This window comes from Mycolicibacterium rhodesiae (assembly GCF_002086695.1).
Taxonomy (GTDB): domain Bacteria; phylum Actinomycetota; class Actinomycetes; order Mycobacteriales; family Mycobacteriaceae; genus Mycobacterium; species Mycobacterium rhodesiae.
On the sequence record NZ_MVIH01000004.1, the window covers coordinates 367,720 to 385,773 of the forward strand.

The window sequence follows — 18,054 nt, forward strand, 5'->3', positions numbered from 1 at the left end:
GAGCCCCGACTAGACACCTCGCAAGAAGTGTCTACAACAGCGCTGCGGCCTCGCGGATCTGCTCGGGCGTGCGCGCGCCGATGACCATCATCGTCACCCCGGCGGCCTCCCAGGCGACGATCTGTTTGCGCACGTAGTCGATGTCGCCGACGATCGCCGAGTCGTCGACGAGTTCGTCCGGAACGGCCTTGGCCGCGTCGTCTTTGCGGTCGCTGCGGAACAGTCGGGTGACCTCGTCGACGACCTCGGAGTAACCCATCCGCCGATAGACGTCGGCGTGGAAGTTGGTGTCCTCAGCGCCCATTCCGCCCATGTAGAGCGCCAGGTGGGGCTTGATCAGGTCCATGATCGACGCCCGGTCGTCGGTGACGACGACCTGCGCGGTCGCGCAGATCTCGAAATCCTCCCGGCTGCGGCGTGCGCCGGGACGGGCGAAGCCTTCGTCGAGCCACTCGTTGTACATCGGCGCCAGCCGCGGCGAGTAGAAGATCGGCAGCCACCCGTCGCAGATCTCGGCAGCCAGCGCGACGTTCTTCGGACCCTCGGCGCCAAGCATGATCGGGATGTCGGCCCGCAGCGGGTGCACGATCGGCTTCAGCGGCTTGCCCAACCCGGTGGTGCCCTCACCGGACAGCGGCAGCGGGTAGTGCGGGCCGGCGCTGGTGACCGGCGCTTCACGCGCCCAGACCTGCCGGATGATGTCGATGTACTCGCGGGTGCGCGCCAACGGCTTCGGGAACTTCTGCCCGTACCAGCCCTCGACCACCTGGGGTCCGGAGACACCCAGCCCCAGGATGTGCCGGCCCCCCGAGAGGTGGTCCAGCGTCAGCGACGCCATCGCGCACGCGGTCGGGGTGCGAGCCGACAGTTGCACCACCGAGGTGCCCAACCGCATCCGGGTGGTCTCACGCCCCCACCACGCCAACGGGGTGAATGCATCCGAGCCCCACGCTTCGGCGGTGAACACGGTGTCGAACCCGGCCTCCTCGGCCACGGCCACCAGCTCCGCATGGTTTGTCGGGGGTTGTGCGCTCCAGTATCCGAGTTGCAGACCCAGCTTCATCGGTGCCGCCTTTCTGGCCGGGACACGGTCCTTGCCACGATTCTTAGAACCTGTTCTACTCGATAATGTGACCACCAGCCAAAGCAGCCCGGTGCAGATCGACGCGCATCAGAAGCCCCTTTCGGCACCGCTGAAGCTGTCATTCGACTACACCCGTTCAGTCGGACCACTCCTCGGCCAGTTCTTCACCGCATTGCGTGAGCGACGCATCCTCGGTGTCCGCGGCTCGGACGGGCGAGTGCTCGTACCACCCGCTGAGTATGACCCGGTGACTTACGCGCCGTTGACGGAGGTGGTGCCGGTCGCCGGTGTGGGGACCGTCGAGTCGTGGACCTGGCAGTCCCACCCGCTGGAGGGCCAGCCCCTGGACAAGCCGTTCGCCTGGGCGTTGATCAAGCTCGACGGCGCGGACACCACCCTGCTGCACGCGGTGGCCGCGGAATCGCCCGACGCGATCAGCACGGGTGCGCGGGTCCACGCGCACTGGATCGACGAGCCCGTCGGCGCGATCACCGATATCGCGTATTTCGCGCTCGGGGACACCGAAGAACCCGCGCAACCATCCTCTGATGACCGCGAGCCGGTGACCATCCTGGTGTCGCCCAGCAGCATCGAAATCCAGCACACCGCATCGCTTCCCGAGAGCGCTTTCCTGCGCGGGTTGGAAGACGGCAAGCTGCTGGGTGCTCGCACCGGCACCGACGGCAAGGTCTATTTCCCGCCGAAGGAAGCCGACCCGGCCACCGGCCTCGAGTTGGACAACTTCATCGAGCTGCCGGACAAGGGCACGGTGACGACGTTCGCCATCATCAACATCCCGTTCGCCGGGCAGCGCATCAAGCCGCCGTACGTCGCGGCCTATGTGTTGCTTGACGGCGCCGACATCCCGTTCCTGCACCTGATTCAGGAGATCGAGGTCGCTGACGTGCGGATGGGCATGCGGGTTCAGGCGGTGTGGAAGCCCCGCGAGGAGTGGGGTCTTGGCATCGACAACATCGAGTACTTCAAACCGACCGGCGAACCCGACGCCGACTACGACACCTACAAGCACCACCTCTAAAGGGACTCGCCACATGACTTTTCGCGATGTAGCGGTCGTCGGCTTCGCGCATGCTCCGCATGTCCGGCGCACCAACGGCACCACCAACGGCGTCGAGATGCTGATGCCGTGCTTCAAATCGCTCTACGACGAGCTCGGCCTGAAGCAGACCGACATCGGGTTCTGGTGCTCCGGTTCGTCGGATTATCTTGCCGGTCGCGCGTTTTCGTTCATCTCGGCGATCGACTCGATCGGCGCCGTTCCGCCGATCAACGAATCCCACGTCGAGATGGATGCGGCCTGGGCGCTGTACGAGGCGTACATCAAGATCCTGACCGGCGAGGTAGAGACCGCGCTGGTGTACGGCTTCGGCAAATCGTCGGCCGGCACGCTGCGCCGGGTGCTCGCACTGCAGACAGATCCGTACACCGTCGCGCCGCTCTGGCCCGATTCGGTGTCGATGGCAGGCCTGCAGGCACGGTTCGGCCTGGACTCCGGCAAGTGGACCGAAGAGCAGATGGCTCAGGTGGCGCTGGACGCGTTCGCCGCAGGCGGCCGCACCGACAAGGTGGCACCGACCGGATCCATCAGCGAGCTGCTGGATCAGCCATACTTCGCAGATCCGTTGCGGCGCCACGACATCGCTCCGATCACCGACGGCGCGTCGGCCATCGTGCTGGCGGCCGGCGACCGAGCGCGTGAGTTGCGGGAGAACCCGGCGTGGATCACCGGTTTCGAGCACCGCATCGAAACGCCGGTTCTCGGTGCACGCGATCTGACCACGTCACCGTCGACCGCGGCATCGGCCAAGGCGGCCACCGGCGGAGACACCAGTTCCATCGAGATCGCGGAGCTGTATGCGCCGTTCAGCCACCAGCAGCTCATCCTGACCGAGGCGATCGGCCTACCGGAGTCGACGAAGATCAACCCGTCGGGCGGCGCCCTGGCCGCCAACCCGATGTTCTCGGCCGGCCTCGAGCGGATCGGGTTCGCCGCCCAGCACATCTTTGACGGATCGGCTGGTCGCGTCCTGGCTCACGCCACCAGCGGCCCTGCGCTGCAACAGAATCTGGTCGCCGTGCTGGAGGGGAAGTAGTCATGGCCAAAAACCTCGCCGCAGTTCTGGGAACGGGACAAACCAAGTACGTCGCCAAGCGCAAAGACGTCTCGATGAACGGTCTGGTCCGCGAGGCGATCGACCGGGCGCTGGAGGACTCGGGGTCGACCTTCGACGACATCGACGCCGTCGTCGTCGGCAAGGCGCCCGACTTCTTCGAGGGCGTGATGATGCCCGAACTGTTCATGGCCGACGCCGTGGGCGCGACCGGCAAGCCGTTGATCCGGGTGCACACCGCGGGTTCGGTGGGCGGGTCGACGGCCATCGTCGCCGCCAGCCTGGTGCAGTCGGGCAAGTACAAGCGCGTGCTGACCATGGCGTGGGAGAAGCAGTCCGAGTCGAATGCCATGTGGGCGTTGAGCATTCCGGTGCCGTTCACCAAGCCCGTTGGCGCAGGTGCGGGTGGCTACTTCGCTCCGCACGTGCGGGCCTACATCCGCCGCTCCGGCGCACCGCTGAACATCGGCGCGATCGTCGCGGTCAAGGACCGGCACAACGGCGCCAAGAACCCACTGGCACACCTGCATCAGCCCGATATCACCGTCGAAAAGGTGATGGAGTCCCCGATGCTGTGGGATCCCATCCGCTACGACGAGACCTGCCCGTCCTCGGACGGCGCGGCGGCCATGGTGATCGGTGACGAGGAAGCTGCCGATGCCCGCGTGGCCGACGGACATCCCGTCGCGTGGGTGCACGCCACGGCGTTGCGCACCGAGCCACTCGCCTACGCCGGCCGCGACCAGGTCAACCCGCAGGCCAGCCGGGATGCGGCTGCCGCACTGTGGAAGGCGGCGGGGATCACCAGCCCGATCGACGAGATCGACGTGGCCGAGGTATACGTGCCGTTCTCCTGGTACGAGCCGATGTGGCTGGAAAGCCTGGGCTTCGCGCCGGAAGGCAGCGGCTGGAAGCTGACGGAAGCCGGCGAGACGGCGATCGGCGGCAAGATCCCGTTCAACCCCTCCGGCGGCGTGCTGAGCTCCAATCCCATTGGCGCCTCGGGCATGATCCGGTTCGCCGAGTCGGCGATCCAGGTGATGGGCAAGGCCGGCGAGCATCAGGTCGAAGGTGCACGCAAGGCGTTGGGCCACGCGTACGGCGGCGGCGCGCAGTACTACTCGATGTGGGTGGTCAGCTCGGACAAGCCTGCCGCGAAATGACGCGCATGCAGTACACGGTCAGCATCGCGTTCAGCCCGCTGGACCAACTCATCGAAATTGCCAAGGCAGCAGAGGATCTCGGCTTCGACAATATCGCGCTGCCGGACTCCATCTTCTATTTCGAGGAGCAGTCCGTCGACTATCCGTACACCGCGGACGGCAAGCGGATGTTCGACGAGCACTCGCCCTGGGTCGATCCGCTGATCCTCGCGGGCGCACTCGGCGCGGTGACCTCGAAGCTGCGGTTCTACACCAACGTGATGAAGCTCGGCTCGCGCAACCCACTGCTGTTGGCTCGCCAGGTCGGTTCCGTGGCGAACCTGACCAATAACCGGTTCGGCTTCGGCGTGGGTATCGGTTGGGCGCCTGAGGAATTCGAGTGGTGCGGGGTGCCGTATGCCAAGCGCGGCAAGCGTGTCGACGAGATGATCGACATCATCAAGCTGGTACTGGCCGGCGGTATGGTCGAGCACCACGGCGAGTTCTACGATTTCGAGCGACTTCAGATGAGCCCGGCGCCGTCGGTGCCGGTACCGTTCTACGTCGGCGGCCACACCGATGTCGCACTCAAGCGTGCGGTCCGGATCGGCGACGGCTGGACCAGCGCGATGATGACCTGCGACGAGCTGGCCGAGACGATCTCAACGCTCAAGAAACTGCTGGCCGAGGCCGGTCGCGGCGACGACCCCTTTGAGTACCAGGCGGTCTGCATCGACAAGTTCGGTGTCGACGGTCACCGGGACCTGGTCGAGGCGGGCGTCACCGACTACATCGGGATTCCGTGGGTGTTCGAGGGGCTGCCCTTCGACGCTCCGGTGGACAAGAAGATCGACTCGATGAAGCGGTTCGCCGAGACGTACATCCACTCGGGCTGGCAAGAGCAGTGAGTTCACCGGCCCACGAGGCGGGACGGCGATCCCGTGCGGCCGCCATGGCTCGCGACAAGCAGGCGTGGCTTGCGGTGTTCGCCGACGACGCGATCGTCGAAGATCCCATCGGGCCATCGCATTTCGACCCTGAAGGCAAGGGCCACCGGGCAAGGAAGCTATCGCGAAGTTCTACGACATGGCTATCGCGCCCAGCAAGCTGACGTTCAATTTCGACAAGACGTATCAGTGCGGCAACGAGGAAGCCAACGTCGGCCATATCGTGATCGAGTCCAGCGGCTACCGGGTGATCGCCGAGGGCGTCTTCACCTATCGCGTCGACGACGAGGGCAAGATCGTCGCGCTACGCGCGTATTGGGAACTGGACAAGGCGACCGCGAGCGCACAAAAGATCTAGGCGGCGGGGGCGGTCGCCTCGGCGTAGGCCAAGGGCCATTCAACCGGTGCCGGTGCGGCCAACGAGCAGGCCGCACACACCGCCGCTCCGATGGTGGGATAGCCACACGCCGGGCAGATATCGAGAGCCATCCTCAGTCCTCCACGCGCTACGCCTTGTCAGGTAGCGGGGACATACCCTGCGCCGAAATCTGCCAAACGCTCGGGAGACGGGGATCTCAGACTTCGTCGAAGCCCGTCAGATAGCGCTGCGCCAGATCTTGGTAGGCCTTCGGGTTGATGTTCACCCACACCTCGGCCCGGGTTCCGGCGATCGGACCCTTGACCTTCGCCGGTGATCCGGTGACCAGCACCTCGTCCGGAATGTGGGTGCCGCCGACCACCAGCGAGTGCGCAGCGATCATGCTGCGGGCGCCGATCACCGCACCGTCGAGAACGGTGCAGTGATTGGCGATCAGCGCCTCTGCCCCGACGTGCACACCGTGGATGGTGCACATGTGCGCGATCGTCGCCCCGGGACCGATGTCCACCGGGATGCCCGGCGGGGCGTGCAGTACCGACCCGTCCTGCACATTGGCGCCCTCTCGGATCACGATCGGCGCGTAGTCCCCCCGCAATACCGTGTTGAACCACACCGATGCGCCGGCCTCGACGGTCACGTCCCCGATGAGCACCGCGGTGGGCGCGACGAATGCGGTCGGATCCACCCGCGGTGAACGCCCTTCGAACGAATACATCGGCATCGTCCAGATATACCGCACTTCAGATGGGTAATCCGCAGGTAGTACTGCTCTCATTGCGCGATGAGTCGGAAAAACTGTAACGTGTTCTAGTTAGAACCTACGAGTTGGAGGGGCGCGAGGGTGACAAGCGGCATTCGCGAGATCGACACTGGAACCCTGCCGGACCGGTACGCCCGGGGCTGGCACTGCCTGGGCCCGGTCACTGACTACACCGACGGCAAGCCCCACCCGATCAATGCGTTCGGGACCAAATTGGTGGTTTTCGCCGACTCGAACAACGACGTGCACGTCTTGGACGCGTACTGCCGGCACCTCGGCGGCGACCTGTCGCAGGGCACCATCAAGGACGACGCCCTCGCGTGTCCGTTCCACGATTGGCGCTGGGGCGGCGACGGCCGCTGCAAGCTGGTGCCTTACGCCAAGCGCACGCCGCGGCTGGCCCGCACCCGGTCCTGGGAGACCGACGTGCGCAGCGGCCTGCTGTTCGTCTGGCATGACGCGGAGGGCAATCCCCCGCAACCCGAGGTGCGGATTCCGGAGATCCCGGAGTACACCAGCGGTGAGTGGACCGAGTGGAAGTGGAACTCGATGCTGATCGAGGGCTCCAACTGCCGCGAGATCGTCGACAACGTCACCGACATGGCGCATTTCTTCTACATCCACTTCGGCTTGCCGACGTACTTCAAGAACGTCTTCGAGGGCCACATCGCCTCGCAGTATTTGCACAACGTCGGGCGTCCCGACGTCACGCTGGGCGGATCGGCCTACACCGAGTCGCACCTGGACTCCGAGGCGTCGTACTTCGGCCCGTCCTTCATGATCAACTGGCTGCACAACAACTACGGCGGCTTCAAGGCCGAGTCGATCCTGATCAACTGCCACTACCCGGTGACGCAGGATTCGTTCATGCTGCAGTGGGGTGTGATCGTCGAAAAGCCCAAGGGCATGGACGATTCCATGAGCGACAAGCTCTCGGATGCGATGGTCACCGGTGTCAGCAAGGGCTTCCTGCAGGACGTCGAGATCTGGAAGCACAAGACCCGCATCGACAATCCGCTACTGGTGGAAGAAGACGGCGCCGTCTACCAGATGCGACGCTGGTATCAGCAGTTCTACGTCGACGTCGCCGACGTGACGCCCGATATGGTCGACCGCTTCGAACTCGAGGTCGATACCGCACCGGCCAACGAGAAGTGGCAGATCGAGGTTCAGGAGAACCTCAAGAAGCAGGCCGAAGCCGGTTCTGAAGGACAGCCGACTCAGGTGTGAATATGACCCCCGAGGATCCACCGCCCGACGTCGACGATCTGGCGCGGTCCATGCTCGAGCTTCTCGGCGTGCACGAGCACGACGAGGCGCACGAGCATAGCGACGAGGCGTCCGGATCATGGTCCAAGGCACCGAATTTCGCTGCGGATCCACAACGGCTTGCCGCCGTGCAGGAGGCGACCCGCCAGGACAAGGAGCGCTACCTGTCGGCCGGCCTGGTCGAGATCGACTGCCGGTTCTGCCACATCGCGGTGAAGGTCAAGAAGCTCGGAGCCGCCCACACCGCGGTGCAGTGGAGCAGCGAAGCACAGCAACGGTGCGCCTACTTCGCCGAGATCCGCGAGGCGGGCGGCAGCAGTGCCCGGACCCGGTCCTGCCCGAAACTGTCCGACAGCATCAGACATGCTGTGGCAGAAGGATGTCTGGAGGAATACTCCAGCGCACCCGCCCCCGGCGACGGCTGAGTTCTCCGCTTCCTCGAGTGAATGCCGCAATTCGTCGATCTCGGCAATCACATCCGCGGCTTCAGGCCGAGTAGCGTGCCGGTATGACCATCAAACTCGAGAACGTGGGCATCGCGGTTCGCGACCTCGAAGCGGCGATCTCCTTCTTCACCGACCTTGGTCTGACGGTCATCGGCCGCGACACGGTCAGCGGTGAGTGGACCGACACCGCTGTCGGACTCGACGGCAACCACGCGCACATCGCCATGCTCCAGACCCCGGACGGTCACGGCCGCCTCGAGCTCTTCGAATACCTGCACCCTGAGGCGATCGAGTCCGGCCCGACGAGCCCCAACGAGATCGGCATGCATCGCGTGGCGTTCTCCGTCGACGACATCGACGACGCCCTGGCGATCGCCGCCAGACACGGATGCCACCCGCTGCGTGGGGTGGCCACCTACGCCGACGTCTACAAGCTCAGCTACATCCGAGGTCCCAGCGGGATCATCGTGATGCTCGCCGAGGAGCTCGAGAAAGCCTGAGCGCTCCTGCGCGCTACAGCCCCTTGAAGCGCTCCTTGACCTGCTCCTCGGTCAGACCGTAGTCGGCCAGCGAGTAGGTGTGCTTGGGCGCCCGCGGGCCCTGCTTGCTTTCCTCGTCGGTGCGCTGGATCGCCGCCCGCGCGTCGTCGGTCATCTCCAGTCCGAAGGCGTCATAGATCTTCTCCACCGTGCTGATCGGTTCGCGGATCAGCTCGAAGTAGTCGACATCGTAGAACTGCGCCGGATTGTGCTTGGCGCGTTCGGTGTTGAACAGCTCCAGGCCGCGTGACCAGGTCTCCAGTGAGTCGGCGCCGATGACATCGTCTTTGAACGTGTTCGACCAGCCCTCGGTGGTGTGCTGAGCAAGCGAGCACATCGAGGCCATGATCGTCTCGGCCGGCCGGTGGCATTGCAGGATCAGCGCGTCCGGATAGACGGCGAACACCGCGTCCAGGGCGAACAGATGGCTGGGATTCTTGAGAACCCAACGCTTCTCGGGATCGTTGAGTCCGATCAGCTGCAGATTCTTGCGATGCCGTGCGTACGGCTTGGTCCAGTCCTGCCGCGAAAGCCACTGCGAGTAGGTGGGCACGTGCGCGAGCGTCTCGTAGGACACCGAGTGCACGGACTGGCGCAGCAGCTGCCAGCATTCCTCCACCTCGTCGGCGGTCATGTAGTGCAGACCCGTGTAGTCCGGGTTCTCCTCATGCGCCTTGGTGAACTGTGCGTCGATCTGCTGGAAGACCGGGTTGTCCTTCCAGGATTCGCGCGGCGGGCGGGGCTGCGGGAACTCCGCGAGCCACAGCTCGAGCCCCTGGTGTCGCGGATCCCCGCACAGAAGTCGGTGTAACGCGGTGGTACCGGTGCGCGGCAGTCCGGTGACGAAGATCGGGCGCTCGATCGGCACGTCGACGTGCTCCGGATACTGCTTGAAGGCGGCCTCGGAAACCAGCCTGGCCACCAACGCATTTCGGACGAAGAACCGGTGCATCTTGCTGCCGAGTTCGGTCAGGTCGGCATCGTTGCGGAACGACTCCAGCAGCACGCTCAGTGCTTCTTGATAGTTGTCGTCATCGACGCCGAAGTCATCCATACCGGTGGCTTTGACGGCCGAAGCCTTGAGGCTCTCGACCGTGAGGAAGTCCGAGCTCATCAGTTGTGATACTCCCCGCAGTTGACGTCCAGTGTCTGCCCGGTGATGCCGTTCGACAGATCGCTGGCCATGAACAGGATCGCCGAGGCAACCTCGTCCTCGGTCGGTAGCCGCTTGAGGTCGCTGTTGACCGCAGCAGCCTTGTAGATCTCGTCGACGGTCGTGCCGTACTTACCGGCCTGGTGCTCGAAATAACCCTGCAAGGTGCCACCCCAGATATAGCCGGGCAGAACGGAATTCACCCGGACGCCCTGGGGCCCGAGTTCACTGGCCAACGACTGGGACATCGACAGCAGCGCAGCCTTGGCCAGCTTGTAGGCACCCTGCTTGGGATCTGAGTGCCGCAGCACCATCGAGTTGACGTTGACCACCGAGCCTTTGGCCTCGACCAATGCCGGGGTGAATCCCTGGATCAGCCGCAGCGCACCGAGCACCGTGAGCTCCACGGTCTCGCGGATGTGGTCGAAAGAGGTGTTGGCGAAGGGCTTCATCGACGGCACCTTGAACGCGTTGTTGATCAACACGTCGACCTTGCCGTAGGCGGCCAGGGTCTCCTTCACCAGGTTGTCGACCTGAGCCTCGTCGGTGATATCGGTGCCCACCGACAGCGCGCGCCGGCCGAGGTCGGTGACCTGCTTGGCCACATCGTCCAGACGCCCGACCGTCCGTGCCGCCAACACCAGGTCGGCGCCTTCCTCGGCACATCGGCGCGCCAGCGTGGTGCCCAGCGCGGGACCGACGCCACTGATCACGACGACCTTGTTCTCGAGCATGCCGGCCATGTGTCTACCCCACCATCCTGTTGCCAATGAGTTTCTGACGCAGCGCGATTCGCTCACGCCAATCGTCTTCGGAGATCTTGTTCTGCTCGTAGTAGGGCAGCTTGCCCGCAACCTCGTCGAGGTCGACGATTTCCATCGTCGGGCCGTCGGCCTCGGTCAACGCGCGCGACACTCGCTGCCAACGGAACTGCAGGTAGCCCTTGCCATGCCCGAGCGTCTCGACCCAGTTGGTCACCCCGGGGCTCTTGTCGGCAACGACGATCCGGATCTTGCCGTCCGGATCAGCCTGCGCCTGAGTGCCATTGAGCGAAGTCTGGTGGTTGATGTAGTCCAGCGAGATGTACCAGAGGCTGCCGAGCTGGAAGCCGAGGTACGGAGCGTCGGTGACCGGCAACGTGATGATGATCGCCTGGTCTGCGGTGATGTCGTAATGCCCGACCGATGAGTATTGAGTGGCCAGCCCGCCCGGGGTGAGCCGCGGCGCGGTCAGCGTGTTGACGGGCAGGGTGTCATAGAACCACTTCGGGAACTGCAGCCAGGTCTTGACGCGCTGCACAAGCTGTTTGCCCGCTGTCGCCCAGCGCCTTTCGATCAGTTCCTTGGTCAGTGCCGGCGGTGCGGTCCCCGCGGTATCGGTGCGCGCGATCGCGAAGCTGCCGCGCTGCGCCGACCAGTCGTTGTACACCTCCCGGATGACCAGCTGCGCGTTGCTATCCGGGGTGAATCGCCACTCGAAGGTGCCGTCGGCGGCGATGTCGAGCTTGCGGTCGTCGAACGCGGTTTCGCTGTCCGGCACCACTGCGTCGGTGTACTCGCCGCCGAGCAACTGGAAGCTCACGTCGGTGGTGGTTCCGCGCTTACCGGTGACGACGTACTCGTTGCCGGCAACCACCCTGGTCCCGAAGTACATGGTGTCAGGATTGTCCAGGCCCATCTTGGTGAACGGTCCGGTGCCCGAGTGCAGGAAGGGATGGTCACGGTCGTAGTCGAAGGCGACGTGCGTGCAGGCCGCGACACAGCCGGCCAGGTACTGCAGCCCCTCCAGCAGATCCGCCTCGCTCTCGATGAAGTCGGCTTCTTTCACCAGACGTTCGGACTCGGCAATGGCGTCCACCAAGGGCTGTGTGTACATGACCGCCTCGCGTTTCAAAATTGGACCGCACTGGTACGTTGTTGGGACTGAGACTAGAACGTGTTCTAATCTCAGTCAACCAACGTGTGTTCCATATATGGAACACGAAGGTAGGATTTTGCAATGCCGGACGGTTCTGTTTCTGGTCGATCATCGCCCCCCACGCAGCGCGTGGTGGCGATTCTGGATTTCCTGGCCAAACACCCGCAAGAGAAGTTCGGCCTGTCGGAGCTCTCCCGGCGACTGCAACTCGCCAAGCCGACCTGCCTTGGCATTGTCACGACGCTGACCGAGTCGGGCTACCTCGTCCGGGACGCGGCGGATAAGACCTACCGGTTGGGGCCCAGCCTGATCACGCTCGGTCACCTCGCTCAGGAGTCGTTGCGGGTCAATCCGGCGGCGCGCGCTGAACTCAGCAAGCTGTCGAAGACTTTCGAGACCACAGCCGCGCTCGCCGGCGTCGTGGACGACCGGATCACGCTGCTCGAGCTGGTCGGACCACCCGGTTCCGATGTCGGGGTGCGGGTTGGGGAGAGCTACCCGTTCGCCCCGCCGGTCGGTTTGATGTTCGTGCTGTGGGACGACGAAGCGTTGCGCGGCTGGCTCGGCCGCGCGCCGACCATTCCGCTGCGGACCGAGACGGAACGGTTGGATCGCGTCATCGCCGAATGCCGGACCGCGGGATACCTCGTCGAGCGACTCACCCCCGGCGGTCGGCGGCTGTATGCACTGATGGCCGGCATGTCCACCTCGATGCCCGACGAACTGCGGGCCCTGTTGGGCGAGTTGATCTCCGACATCGGTGAGCGGGTGTACCTGCGAAGCGAAGCGGAGGGGCCGGGGTCACGCCAGCGGCACGACGTCAGCGTCATCTCCGCACCGGTCTACGACCACCACCATCGGCAGGCGATGGTGGTGTCGCTCCAGATCGGGCGGGCGCTGACCGATTCCGAGATCGCGAAGCACGCAAAGGGTTTGGTGGCGACCGCCACTGCGCTCACCACACAGCTCGGCGGCAGCAAGCCCCAGTGGTGATCTCGCGGGGCCCAGCCCCGACGGCGGTGACTACAGCTCGCCGATGACGACGAGCGCCTCGGCGGGCTCCACCTGCAGGCCGCAGCGGTTCTGGAAATCAACCAGCGGCGCCTTGATGGCCCGGATGTCGTTGGCCTGGTCCGGGTGATCGTTGAAGTAGGTGTTGAATGCGCCGATCGCACTGAAGGCCGACTGCCTGGTGGCGTCGAGCAGCGCCTCGTTCGCGTCGGGGTGCACGGCGAAATAGTCGGAAAGGTTCTTGGTCACCGAGCTGATGGTGGACGACAGACCCGCCGCCGAGCACTCGGTTGCCGCGGCGGGGGCAGGCGCGGGCGTGGGATCGGCGACCGCGAACGGCATCGACACAACCGCGCCGGCCGCGATTACAACCAGCGCGGGCACAACGGCACGACGAATGAACATTGGGTTCTCCCTTCACGGCGCATACCAGTCCGGCCGCGCAGCCACTGAAAGGAACGTCGCGCCGGTGCCGCATCGTGTTACCGCCTGCGTTGCGTAGTCCGATCCCGGCGACCGCAAAATGCAGTAGCGCGCTACTGCACTCGCCCAGCGCTGCGCGACCGACGATTCCCCTGCACAGCAAGCCTGGGGGGGCAGTCGTATGGGGTCGCACGGATACGCGCAATATGTCGGTCGGTTGGGGACGCTGGCCGTGGCCCTGGGAATCGGCGTGGGATTGGGCTACGGTTCGCCCACCGCCTGGGCCGACGACTCGACATCGAGTGCGCCATCGCGAGCTGACAGCGGAACAGGCCACAGCGCGGGCAGCGCACGCCCTCACAGCACCGGCCCGGCCCGGCGCGGCCAGGGACACGCCGTCACGTCCACCGGAGCGGTCCCGCCTCGCCTGCGCACCGGCCAAACCGACTCGGCAGCAACGACTTCGCGGCGGGCATCGGTCAGCGCGACGCCGGCGGCCGGCCAGAGCGCAGCACCTGGCGCCGCCTCGTTGGTGTTCGGACCCGACTTGGACGACACCGGGCACAGCGGAAAGCCGACACCGACGACACCCTCACCGGGCAACCCGTTGACCAAGCTGCTCCAGCCGGTGAAGGTTTGCGCCTGCAAGCTTGTCATGCGAGTGATCGAGACCATCGGCAAAGCCGTCGGGGGTGAGCAGAGTGGCGGCGGTCCCGCACTGCCGCCGATGGACAATCCGGTGCTGGCGGCCGTCGCCGAGTTTGCGCGCCGTGGCATCAACCAGATTCTGGCGATCCCGCCGATCGCCCATGCTGTTGCTGTTGTCAACCAACAGCTCGAACTCGCGCTCGACCGGCTCACCTTCGCCTCACAGGACCTGATTCGGTGCGCCAATCCCGTTCAATCGCAGCCGCTTCCAGCCGACCTCGACCGCACGACCATCACCGCCGGGCTGGATCAGCCGACTGATTTCCAGTTCCTCCCGGACGGCCGCATCCTGATCCTGCAGCGGGACGGCTCACTCAAGATCGCCCCCAACACCGAGGGCGCGACCGCGGTCAAGGTCGGTGAGATCCAACCGTCGGACGCGTTCGAACTGGACCCGGATTTCGCGCACAACGGTTACTTCTACACCGCCTACAACTCGACCGACTCTCATGCCCGACTGTCACGATTCACCATGGTCAACGACACCGTCGATCCGAAATCCGAAAAGGTGCTGATCGATTCGGTACAAACCGGATCGATGCATCAGGGCAATACCATGGCGTTCGGCCCCGACGGCAAGATCTATTTCGCGATGGGCGATGACAGCCTGAACACCAACGGCCAGGACCTGACGAACATCTTCGGCAAGATTCTTCGAATCAATCCCGATGGCACCATCCCGCAGGACAATCCGTTCTACAACACCCCCGGTGCGCGCCAGGAGATTTACGCACTGGGCATGCGCAACCCGTTCAGGATGACGTTCACCCCCACCGGTCAGCTGTTGGTGGGCGACGTGGGTGACGAATCCTGGGAAGAGCTCAACAACGTTGTTGCGGGAGGCAACTACGGCTGGCCGGTCCAGGAAGGGCCCTGTGCGAGTTGCGCCTACGACAACCCGGTCTACGCCTACCCGCACACTCCCCCGCCGGGTCGCGCGGGCTCGATCACCTCCGTGATCGTGTACACCGGCACCGCGTTACCGGCCGAGTACCAGAACAAGGTATTCGTCGCCGACTACACGCTGCACTGGCTCAAGGCGCTGACCTTCGACTCCACCTACACCAATGTGATCGGCGAGCAGGTTCTGGACACCGACGCGGGCACGACCGTGCAGATGCGGCAGGGTCCGGATGGCAATCTGTATCAGCTCAACATCTATCCCGGCGAGCTGTACCGGATCGCGGCGTCCGGCGGAAACCGCGCTCCGACAGCCGTTCTGACCGCGACCCCGACCGACGGGTACTCGCCGTTGAGCGTGCAGTTCTCCTCCGCAGGCTCCAGCGATCCGGACCCGGGCACGACACTGAGCTACAGTTGGGACTTCGGCGACGGTGGCACGTCGGTGGCCGCGAACCCGCTGCGCACCTACACCACTGACGGCAGCTACACCGTCACACTCACAGTCAGTGACGGGCAGCGGACCAACACCGCAAGCCAAAAGGTCGTCGTCGGCAGCGCACCGCCGGATGTGCAGATCCTGACCCCGATCAACGACTCCCACTACAACGCCGGCGATGTCATCAGTTTCAGCGCCACGGCCACCGACGCCGAGGACGGCACCCTGCCTGACAGTGCCTACAACTGGCGGGTGATCTTCCACCACGCCGACCACATCCACCCCTACGTGGACAGCGTCGTCGGGCCAAGCGGCACCGTCTCACTCGCCACCAACGAGCACAACGTGGCCACCACGTGGTACGAGATCAGTCTCACCGTCACCGACAGCAGTGGATTGTCGACGACCAAGACGGTGAACATCAAGCCCAACCTCGTCACGCTGACGTTCAACAGCAACGACCCGAACGCGGTGTACACCGTCGACGGCATTCCGCACACCGGTACGTTCAGCCAGCAGGCGGTCGTCGGTGTGGTGCGACACCTGGATGCGGGCTCGCCGCAGGCCGTCGCCGACGGACAACTGGTCTTCAACCGGTGGTCGGATGGCCTGAATCAGCAGCACGAGATATCTACGCCGGGAAGCGATTCCACCTACACGGTGTACTTCGACAAGACACCCAGCCGTGTCTAGCTGACGCCCGCGAGCGCGAACGGTAGTACCGCCGAGACGCCGGCATGACGCAGGCAGCGCGCCGCGGTGGTGAGCGTCCAGCCGGTGTCGGTGACGTCGTCGACCAAGAGCACTGTCTGCGGAACCTGCTGCAGCGCAGTGAAGTCGGGCTCCTGCCAGGCGTCGTGCAGTGCCGCGACGCGATAGGCCGAGTTCATGGCCGTGACCGGCCGCCGCGTCGGGCGGTAGTGAAGCGTTCCCAGGTTCGTCAGGCGGCCCGCCTGTCCGAGCCGGTCGACGAGGGAACGAATCAGGATCGGATGCGTCGATGAGTCGAGTCCCATGACTGCCTCGGGTCGCGTGTCCCATGGCCAGTCCGCCAGCACCGCGATCGCGGCGCGGACGAACTCGTCGGGGACCGGACCGTCCGGTGCGTCCAGCAGCCGACGCAGCCGGGTCCCCCAGCCCAGATCCGTCAGCCGCCCGATCGCGCGACCCTCCAGCGGGCCGTCGTCGATGCGTCCGCTCACGTCGACCCCGAGCTTGGCCATGCCCGTCGGCCATATCCGCCGTGGCGCCAGCTCGACACCGCATTGCTGCAGCCGGTCGTTGGCCGCGTCGAGCGCACGCTCGTCGACCTCGGCGGTGTAGCGGGATCCGGCACAGTTGTCACACCTGCCGCAGCGATCCTGCGCTGACAGTTCCGGATCGTCCAATTGCGCACGGAGGAAAGCCATCCGGCAGCTCGTCGAATTCTGATAGTCGAGCATGGCCTGCTGTTCGCGGCTGCGGGCCGCGTCCAGCGTGCGATAGCGCTCCTCGTCATAGGTCCACTGCTGGCCGGTGCCGATCCAGCCACCCTTCACCCGCTGCACCGCACCATCGACATCGAGCACCTTGAGCACCATCTCCAGACGATTGCGCCCCAGGTCGACGAGCGGCTCCAACGCGGGTGTCGACAGCGGACGGTCCGGCTCCAGCACGCTGATCACCTTGCGCACCAATGCTTCCGGCGGGAATGCGACCGAGGCGAAGTAGCTCCATATCTCGGCGTCCTCACGCCCCGGAAGCAGGATCACCTCGGCGCGGGCGGTGGCTCGGCCGGCGCGCCCCACCTGTTGGTAGTACGCGATCGGTGACTGCGGCGCCCCCAGGTGGATGACGAAGCCCAGATCGGGCTTGTCGAAACCCATCCCGAGCGCGGAGGTGGCCACCAGGGCCTTGACCCGATTGCTGAGCAGATCGACCTCCATCTGCTCACGCTCGGCGGGGTCGGAGGCCCCGGTGTAGGCGGCAACCTGATGGCCGTGCTCCCGCAGGACCGCCGCCAGATCACGGGCGGCGGCGACGGTCAGCGTGTAGATGATGCCAGACCCCTCCAATGAATTGAGGTGTGCCGCAATCCAGGCCGCGCGACCGGCAGCGGTGGGTACCTTCACGACCGACAGATGAAGCGACTCGCGGTCCAAGCCGCCACGCAGGACCAGAGTGTCGCCACCACCGACGCCGAGTTGAGCCGCCACATCGCCGACCACTCGGTCGTTGGCCGTCGCTGTGGTGGCCAACACCGGCACGCCGGAACCCAATTCGGCAATCAATGTTCGGATGCGCCGGTAGTCCGGCCGGAAATCATGTCCCCAATCGGAGACGCAGTGCGCCTCGTCCACCACCACCAGCCCGGCGTCGGCAGCCAACGATGGCAGCACCTGGACGCGAAACTCCGGATTGTTCAACCGCTCCGGGCTCACCAGCAGCACGTCGAGATCACCGTCGGCGACCTGGCGATGGATGTCATCCCACTCGGTGACGTTGCCGGAGTTGATGGTCGCCGCACGCACCCCCGCGCGCTGCGCGGCACTCACCTGGTTGCGCATGAGAGCCAGCAACGGTGACACGATCACCGTCGGCCCGCGGCCCTGCTCACGCAGCAGCTTGGCGGCGACGAAGTAGACGGCCGACTTGCCCCAGCCGGTGCGTTGCACGACCAGCGCCCGCCGCCGCTGCACCACCAAAGCCTCGATGGCCGTCCACTGGTCATCACGCAGCACCGCCTGCGGACCCGCCAACTGCTCGAGGATCTTCTGCGCGTCAGCTCGGGTCGCGGTCATGGACCCATCGTGCCCGCAGACGACG

18 protein-coding genes and 1 pseudogene are annotated in these 18,054 nt (G+C 65.2%); 10 read left to right on the plus strand and 9 right to left on the minus strand.

Annotated elements, in window-relative coordinates; genetic code table 11:
• Positions 1 to 31 precede the first annotated feature (31 nt).
• The gene (locus tag BST42_RS11625) at positions 32 to 1,063 is read right to left on the minus strand and encodes an LLM class F420-dependent oxidoreductase (RefSeq protein ID WP_083118717.1); all 1,032 of its coding nucleotides are present in this window, start codon (positions 1,061 to 1,063) and stop codon (positions 32 to 34) included.
• A gap of 67 nt (positions 1,064 to 1,130) precedes the next feature.
• Here BST42_RS11625 and BST42_RS11630 point away from each other — a divergent pair, with 67 nt between their 5' ends.
• The 5 genes and pseudogenes from BST42_RS11630 (at position 1,131) to BST42_RS11650 (ending at position 5,663) form a co-directional block, all read left to right on the plus strand.
• A complete protein-coding gene (locus BST42_RS11630) occupies positions 1,131 to 2,123 on the plus strand; it encodes a Zn-ribbon domain-containing OB-fold protein (protein ID WP_207569480.1) in 993 nt (330 codons plus the stop codon).
• A 13-nt stretch (positions 2,124 to 2,136) separates the two neighbouring features.
• Positions 2,137 to 3,198 (plus strand): thiolase family protein, encoded by a 1,062-nt coding sequence (locus BST42_RS11635; protein WP_083118718.1) that lies wholly within the window; start codon positions 2,137 to 2,139, stop codon positions 3,196 to 3,198.
• Between the two features lie 2 nt (positions 3,199 to 3,200).
• The gene (locus BST42_RS11640; protein ID WP_083118719.1) at positions 3,201 to 4,379 is read left to right on the plus strand and encodes a thiolase family protein; all 1,179 of its coding nucleotides are present in this window, start codon (positions 3,201 to 3,203) and stop codon (positions 4,377 to 4,379) included.
• A 5-nt stretch (positions 4,380 to 4,384) separates the two neighbouring features.
• Positions 4,385 to 5,266 carry a TIGR03619 family F420-dependent LLM class oxidoreductase gene (locus BST42_RS11645; protein WP_083118891.1) on the plus strand — a complete coding sequence of 294 codons (882 nt, stop codon included), beginning with the start codon at positions 4,385 to 4,387 and terminating at the stop codon, positions 5,264 to 5,266.
• Positions 5,267 to 5,310: 44 nt separating this feature from the next.
• Positions 5,311 to 5,663: pseudogene (locus BST42_RS11650) on the plus strand (nuclear transport factor 2 family protein).
• Here BST42_RS11650 and BST42_RS30310 read toward each other — a convergent pair.
• On the minus strand, positions 5,660 to 5,794 hold the full coding sequence (locus BST42_RS30310; RefSeq protein ID WP_264048275.1) for a hypothetical protein: 135 nt from the start codon (positions 5,792 to 5,794) through the stop codon (positions 5,660 to 5,662). The pseudogene BST42_RS11650 and the gene BST42_RS30310 overlap by 4 nt on opposite strands.
• An 86-nt stretch (positions 5,795 to 5,880) precedes the next feature.
• Positions 5,881 to 6,405: a gamma carbonic anhydrase family protein gene (locus BST42_RS11655; RefSeq protein ID WP_083118720.1), complete on the minus strand. Its 525-nt coding sequence runs from the start codon at positions 6,403 to 6,405 to the stop codon at positions 5,881 to 5,883.
• Between the two features lie 120 nt (positions 6,406 to 6,525).
• Between BST42_RS11655 and BST42_RS11660 the strand changes: the two genes are divergently transcribed.
• The 3 genes from BST42_RS11660 to BST42_RS11670 all read left to right on the plus strand — a co-directional run bounded on the left by BST42_RS11660 (position 6,526) and on the right by BST42_RS11670 (position 8,659).
• Positions 6,526 to 7,674: a 3-ketosteroid-9-alpha-monooxygenase, oxygenase component gene (locus BST42_RS11660; RefSeq protein WP_083118721.1), complete on the plus strand. Its 1,149-nt coding sequence runs from the start codon at positions 6,526 to 6,528 to the stop codon at positions 7,672 to 7,674.
• Positions 7,675 to 7,676: 2 nt separating this feature from the next.
• Entirely contained in the window at positions 7,677 to 8,138 is a 462-nt protein-coding gene (locus tag BST42_RS11665) for a hypothetical protein (protein ID WP_083118722.1), read from the plus strand.
• 83 nt (positions 8,139 to 8,221) lie between these two features.
• The gene (locus BST42_RS11670) at positions 8,222 to 8,659 is read left to right on the plus strand and encodes a VOC family protein (protein WP_083118723.1); all 438 of its coding nucleotides are present in this window, start codon (positions 8,222 to 8,224) and stop codon (positions 8,657 to 8,659) included.
• Positions 8,660 to 8,672: 13 nt separating this feature from the next.
• Here the strand turns inward: BST42_RS11670 and BST42_RS11675 are convergent, their stop codons facing one another.
• Genes BST42_RS11675 through BST42_RS11685 form a run of 3 tightly spaced genes read right to left on the minus strand, consistent with a single transcriptional unit; the run spans position 8,673 to position 11,726 of the window.
• Entirely contained in the window at positions 8,673 to 9,812 is a 1,140-nt protein-coding gene (locus BST42_RS11675; protein ID WP_083118724.1) for a sulfotransferase family protein, read from the minus strand.
• Entirely contained in the window at positions 9,812 to 10,594 is a 783-nt protein-coding gene (locus BST42_RS11680) for an SDR family oxidoreductase (protein ID WP_083118725.1), read from the minus strand. The genes BST42_RS11675 and BST42_RS11680 overlap by 1 nt, the downstream gene beginning before the upstream one ends.
• 4 nt (positions 10,595 to 10,598) lie before the next feature.
• Positions 10,599 to 11,726 carry a hypothetical protein gene (locus BST42_RS11685; protein WP_083118726.1) on the minus strand — a complete coding sequence of 376 codons (1,128 nt, stop codon included), beginning with the start codon at positions 11,724 to 11,726 and terminating at the stop codon, positions 10,599 to 10,601.
• Positions 11,727 to 11,849: 123 nt separating this feature from the next.
• Between BST42_RS11685 and BST42_RS11690 the strand changes: the two genes are divergently transcribed.
• Entirely contained in the window at positions 11,850 to 12,761 is a 912-nt protein-coding gene (locus tag BST42_RS11690; RefSeq protein ID WP_083118727.1) for an IclR family transcriptional regulator, read from the plus strand.
• Positions 12,762 to 12,791: 30 nt separating this feature from the next.
• On the opposite strand, the gene BST42_RS11695 is transcribed toward BST42_RS11690, so the two are convergent.
• Together BST42_RS11695 and BST42_RS29615 are read right to left on the minus strand one after the other, a co-directional pair.
• Positions 12,792 to 13,184 carry a hemophore-related protein gene (locus BST42_RS11695; RefSeq protein WP_083118728.1) on the minus strand — a complete coding sequence of 131 codons (393 nt, stop codon included), beginning with the start codon at positions 13,182 to 13,184 and terminating at the stop codon, positions 12,792 to 12,794.
• Positions 13,185 to 13,559: 375 nt separating this feature from the next.
• The gene (locus BST42_RS29615; RefSeq protein WP_165760836.1) at positions 13,560 to 13,859 is read right to left on the minus strand and encodes a hypothetical protein; all 300 of its coding nucleotides are present in this window, start codon (positions 13,857 to 13,859) and stop codon (positions 13,560 to 13,562) included.
• A gap of 4 nt (positions 13,860 to 13,863) precedes the next feature.
• Here BST42_RS29615 and BST42_RS11700 point away from each other — a divergent pair, with 4 nt between their 5' ends.
• A complete protein-coding gene (locus tag BST42_RS11700; protein WP_165760837.1) occupies positions 13,864 to 15,942 on the plus strand; it encodes a PQQ-dependent sugar dehydrogenase in 2,079 nt (692 codons plus the stop codon).
• Here BST42_RS11700 and BST42_RS11705 read toward each other — a convergent pair.
• Positions 15,939 to 18,029, minus strand: a complete 2,091-nt coding sequence (locus BST42_RS11705) for a RecQ family ATP-dependent DNA helicase (RefSeq protein WP_083118730.1) — start codon at positions 18,027 to 18,029, stop codon at positions 15,939 to 15,941. The two genes, BST42_RS11700 and BST42_RS11705, sit on opposite strands and share 4 nt — an antisense overlap.
• Positions 18,030 to 18,054 lie beyond the last annotated feature (25 nt).

What these genes read in the sequence shown, in the direction of transcription:
- BST42_RS11625 (WP_083118717.1), bottom strand. Translation starts at nt 1,063, where the DNA reads ATGAAGCTGGGTCTGCAACTCGGATACTGGAGCGCACAACCCCCGACA.
- BST42_RS11635 (WP_083118718.1), top strand. Translation starts at nt 2,137, where the DNA reads ATGACTTTTCGCGATGTAGCGGTCGTCGGCTTCGCGCATGCTCCGCAT.
- BST42_RS11640 (WP_083118719.1), top strand. Translation starts at nt 3,201, where the DNA reads ATGGCCAAAAACCTCGCCGCAGTTCTGGGAACGGGACAAACCAAGTAC.
- BST42_RS11645 (WP_083118891.1), top strand. Translation starts at nt 4,385, where the DNA reads ATGCAGTACACGGTCAGCATCGCGTTCAGCCCGCTGGACCAACTCATC.
- BST42_RS30310 (WP_264048275.1), bottom strand. Translation starts at nt 5,794, where the DNA reads ATGGCTCTCGATATCTGCCCGGCGTGTGGCTATCCCACCATCGGAGCG.
- BST42_RS11655 (WP_083118720.1), bottom strand. Translation starts at nt 6,405, where the DNA reads ATGCCGATGTATTCGTTCGAAGGGCGTTCACCGCGGGTGGATCCGACC.
- BST42_RS11665 (WP_083118722.1), top strand. Translation starts at nt 7,677, where the DNA reads ATGACCCCCGAGGATCCACCGCCCGACGTCGACGATCTGGCGCGGTCC.
- BST42_RS11670 (WP_083118723.1), top strand. Translation starts at nt 8,222, where the DNA reads ATGACCATCAAACTCGAGAACGTGGGCATCGCGGTTCGCGACCTCGAA.
- BST42_RS11675 (WP_083118724.1), bottom strand. Translation starts at nt 9,812, where the DNA reads ATGAGCTCGGACTTCCTCACGGTCGAGAGCCTCAAGGCTTCGGCCGTC.
- BST42_RS11680 (WP_083118725.1), bottom strand. Translation starts at nt 10,594, where the DNA reads ATGGCCGGCATGCTCGAGAACAAGGTCGTCGTGATCAGTGGCGTCGGT.
- BST42_RS11685 (WP_083118726.1), bottom strand. Translation starts at nt 11,726, where the DNA reads ATGTACACACAGCCCTTGGTGGACGCCATTGCCGAGTCCGAACGTCTG.
- BST42_RS11690 (WP_083118727.1), top strand. Translation starts at nt 11,850, where the DNA reads ATGCCGGACGGTTCTGTTTCTGGTCGATCATCGCCCCCCACGCAGCGC.
- BST42_RS11695 (WP_083118728.1), bottom strand. Translation starts at nt 13,184, where the DNA reads ATGTTCATTCGTCGTGCCGTTGTGCCCGCGCTGGTTGTAATCGCGGCC.
- BST42_RS29615 (WP_165760836.1), bottom strand. Translation starts at nt 13,859, where the DNA reads ATGACAAGCTTGCAGGCGCAAACCTTCACCGGCTGGAGCAGCTTGGTC.
- BST42_RS11705 (WP_083118730.1), bottom strand. Translation starts at nt 18,029, where the DNA reads ATGACCGCGACCCGAGCTGACGCGCAGAAGATCCTCGAGCAGTTGGCG.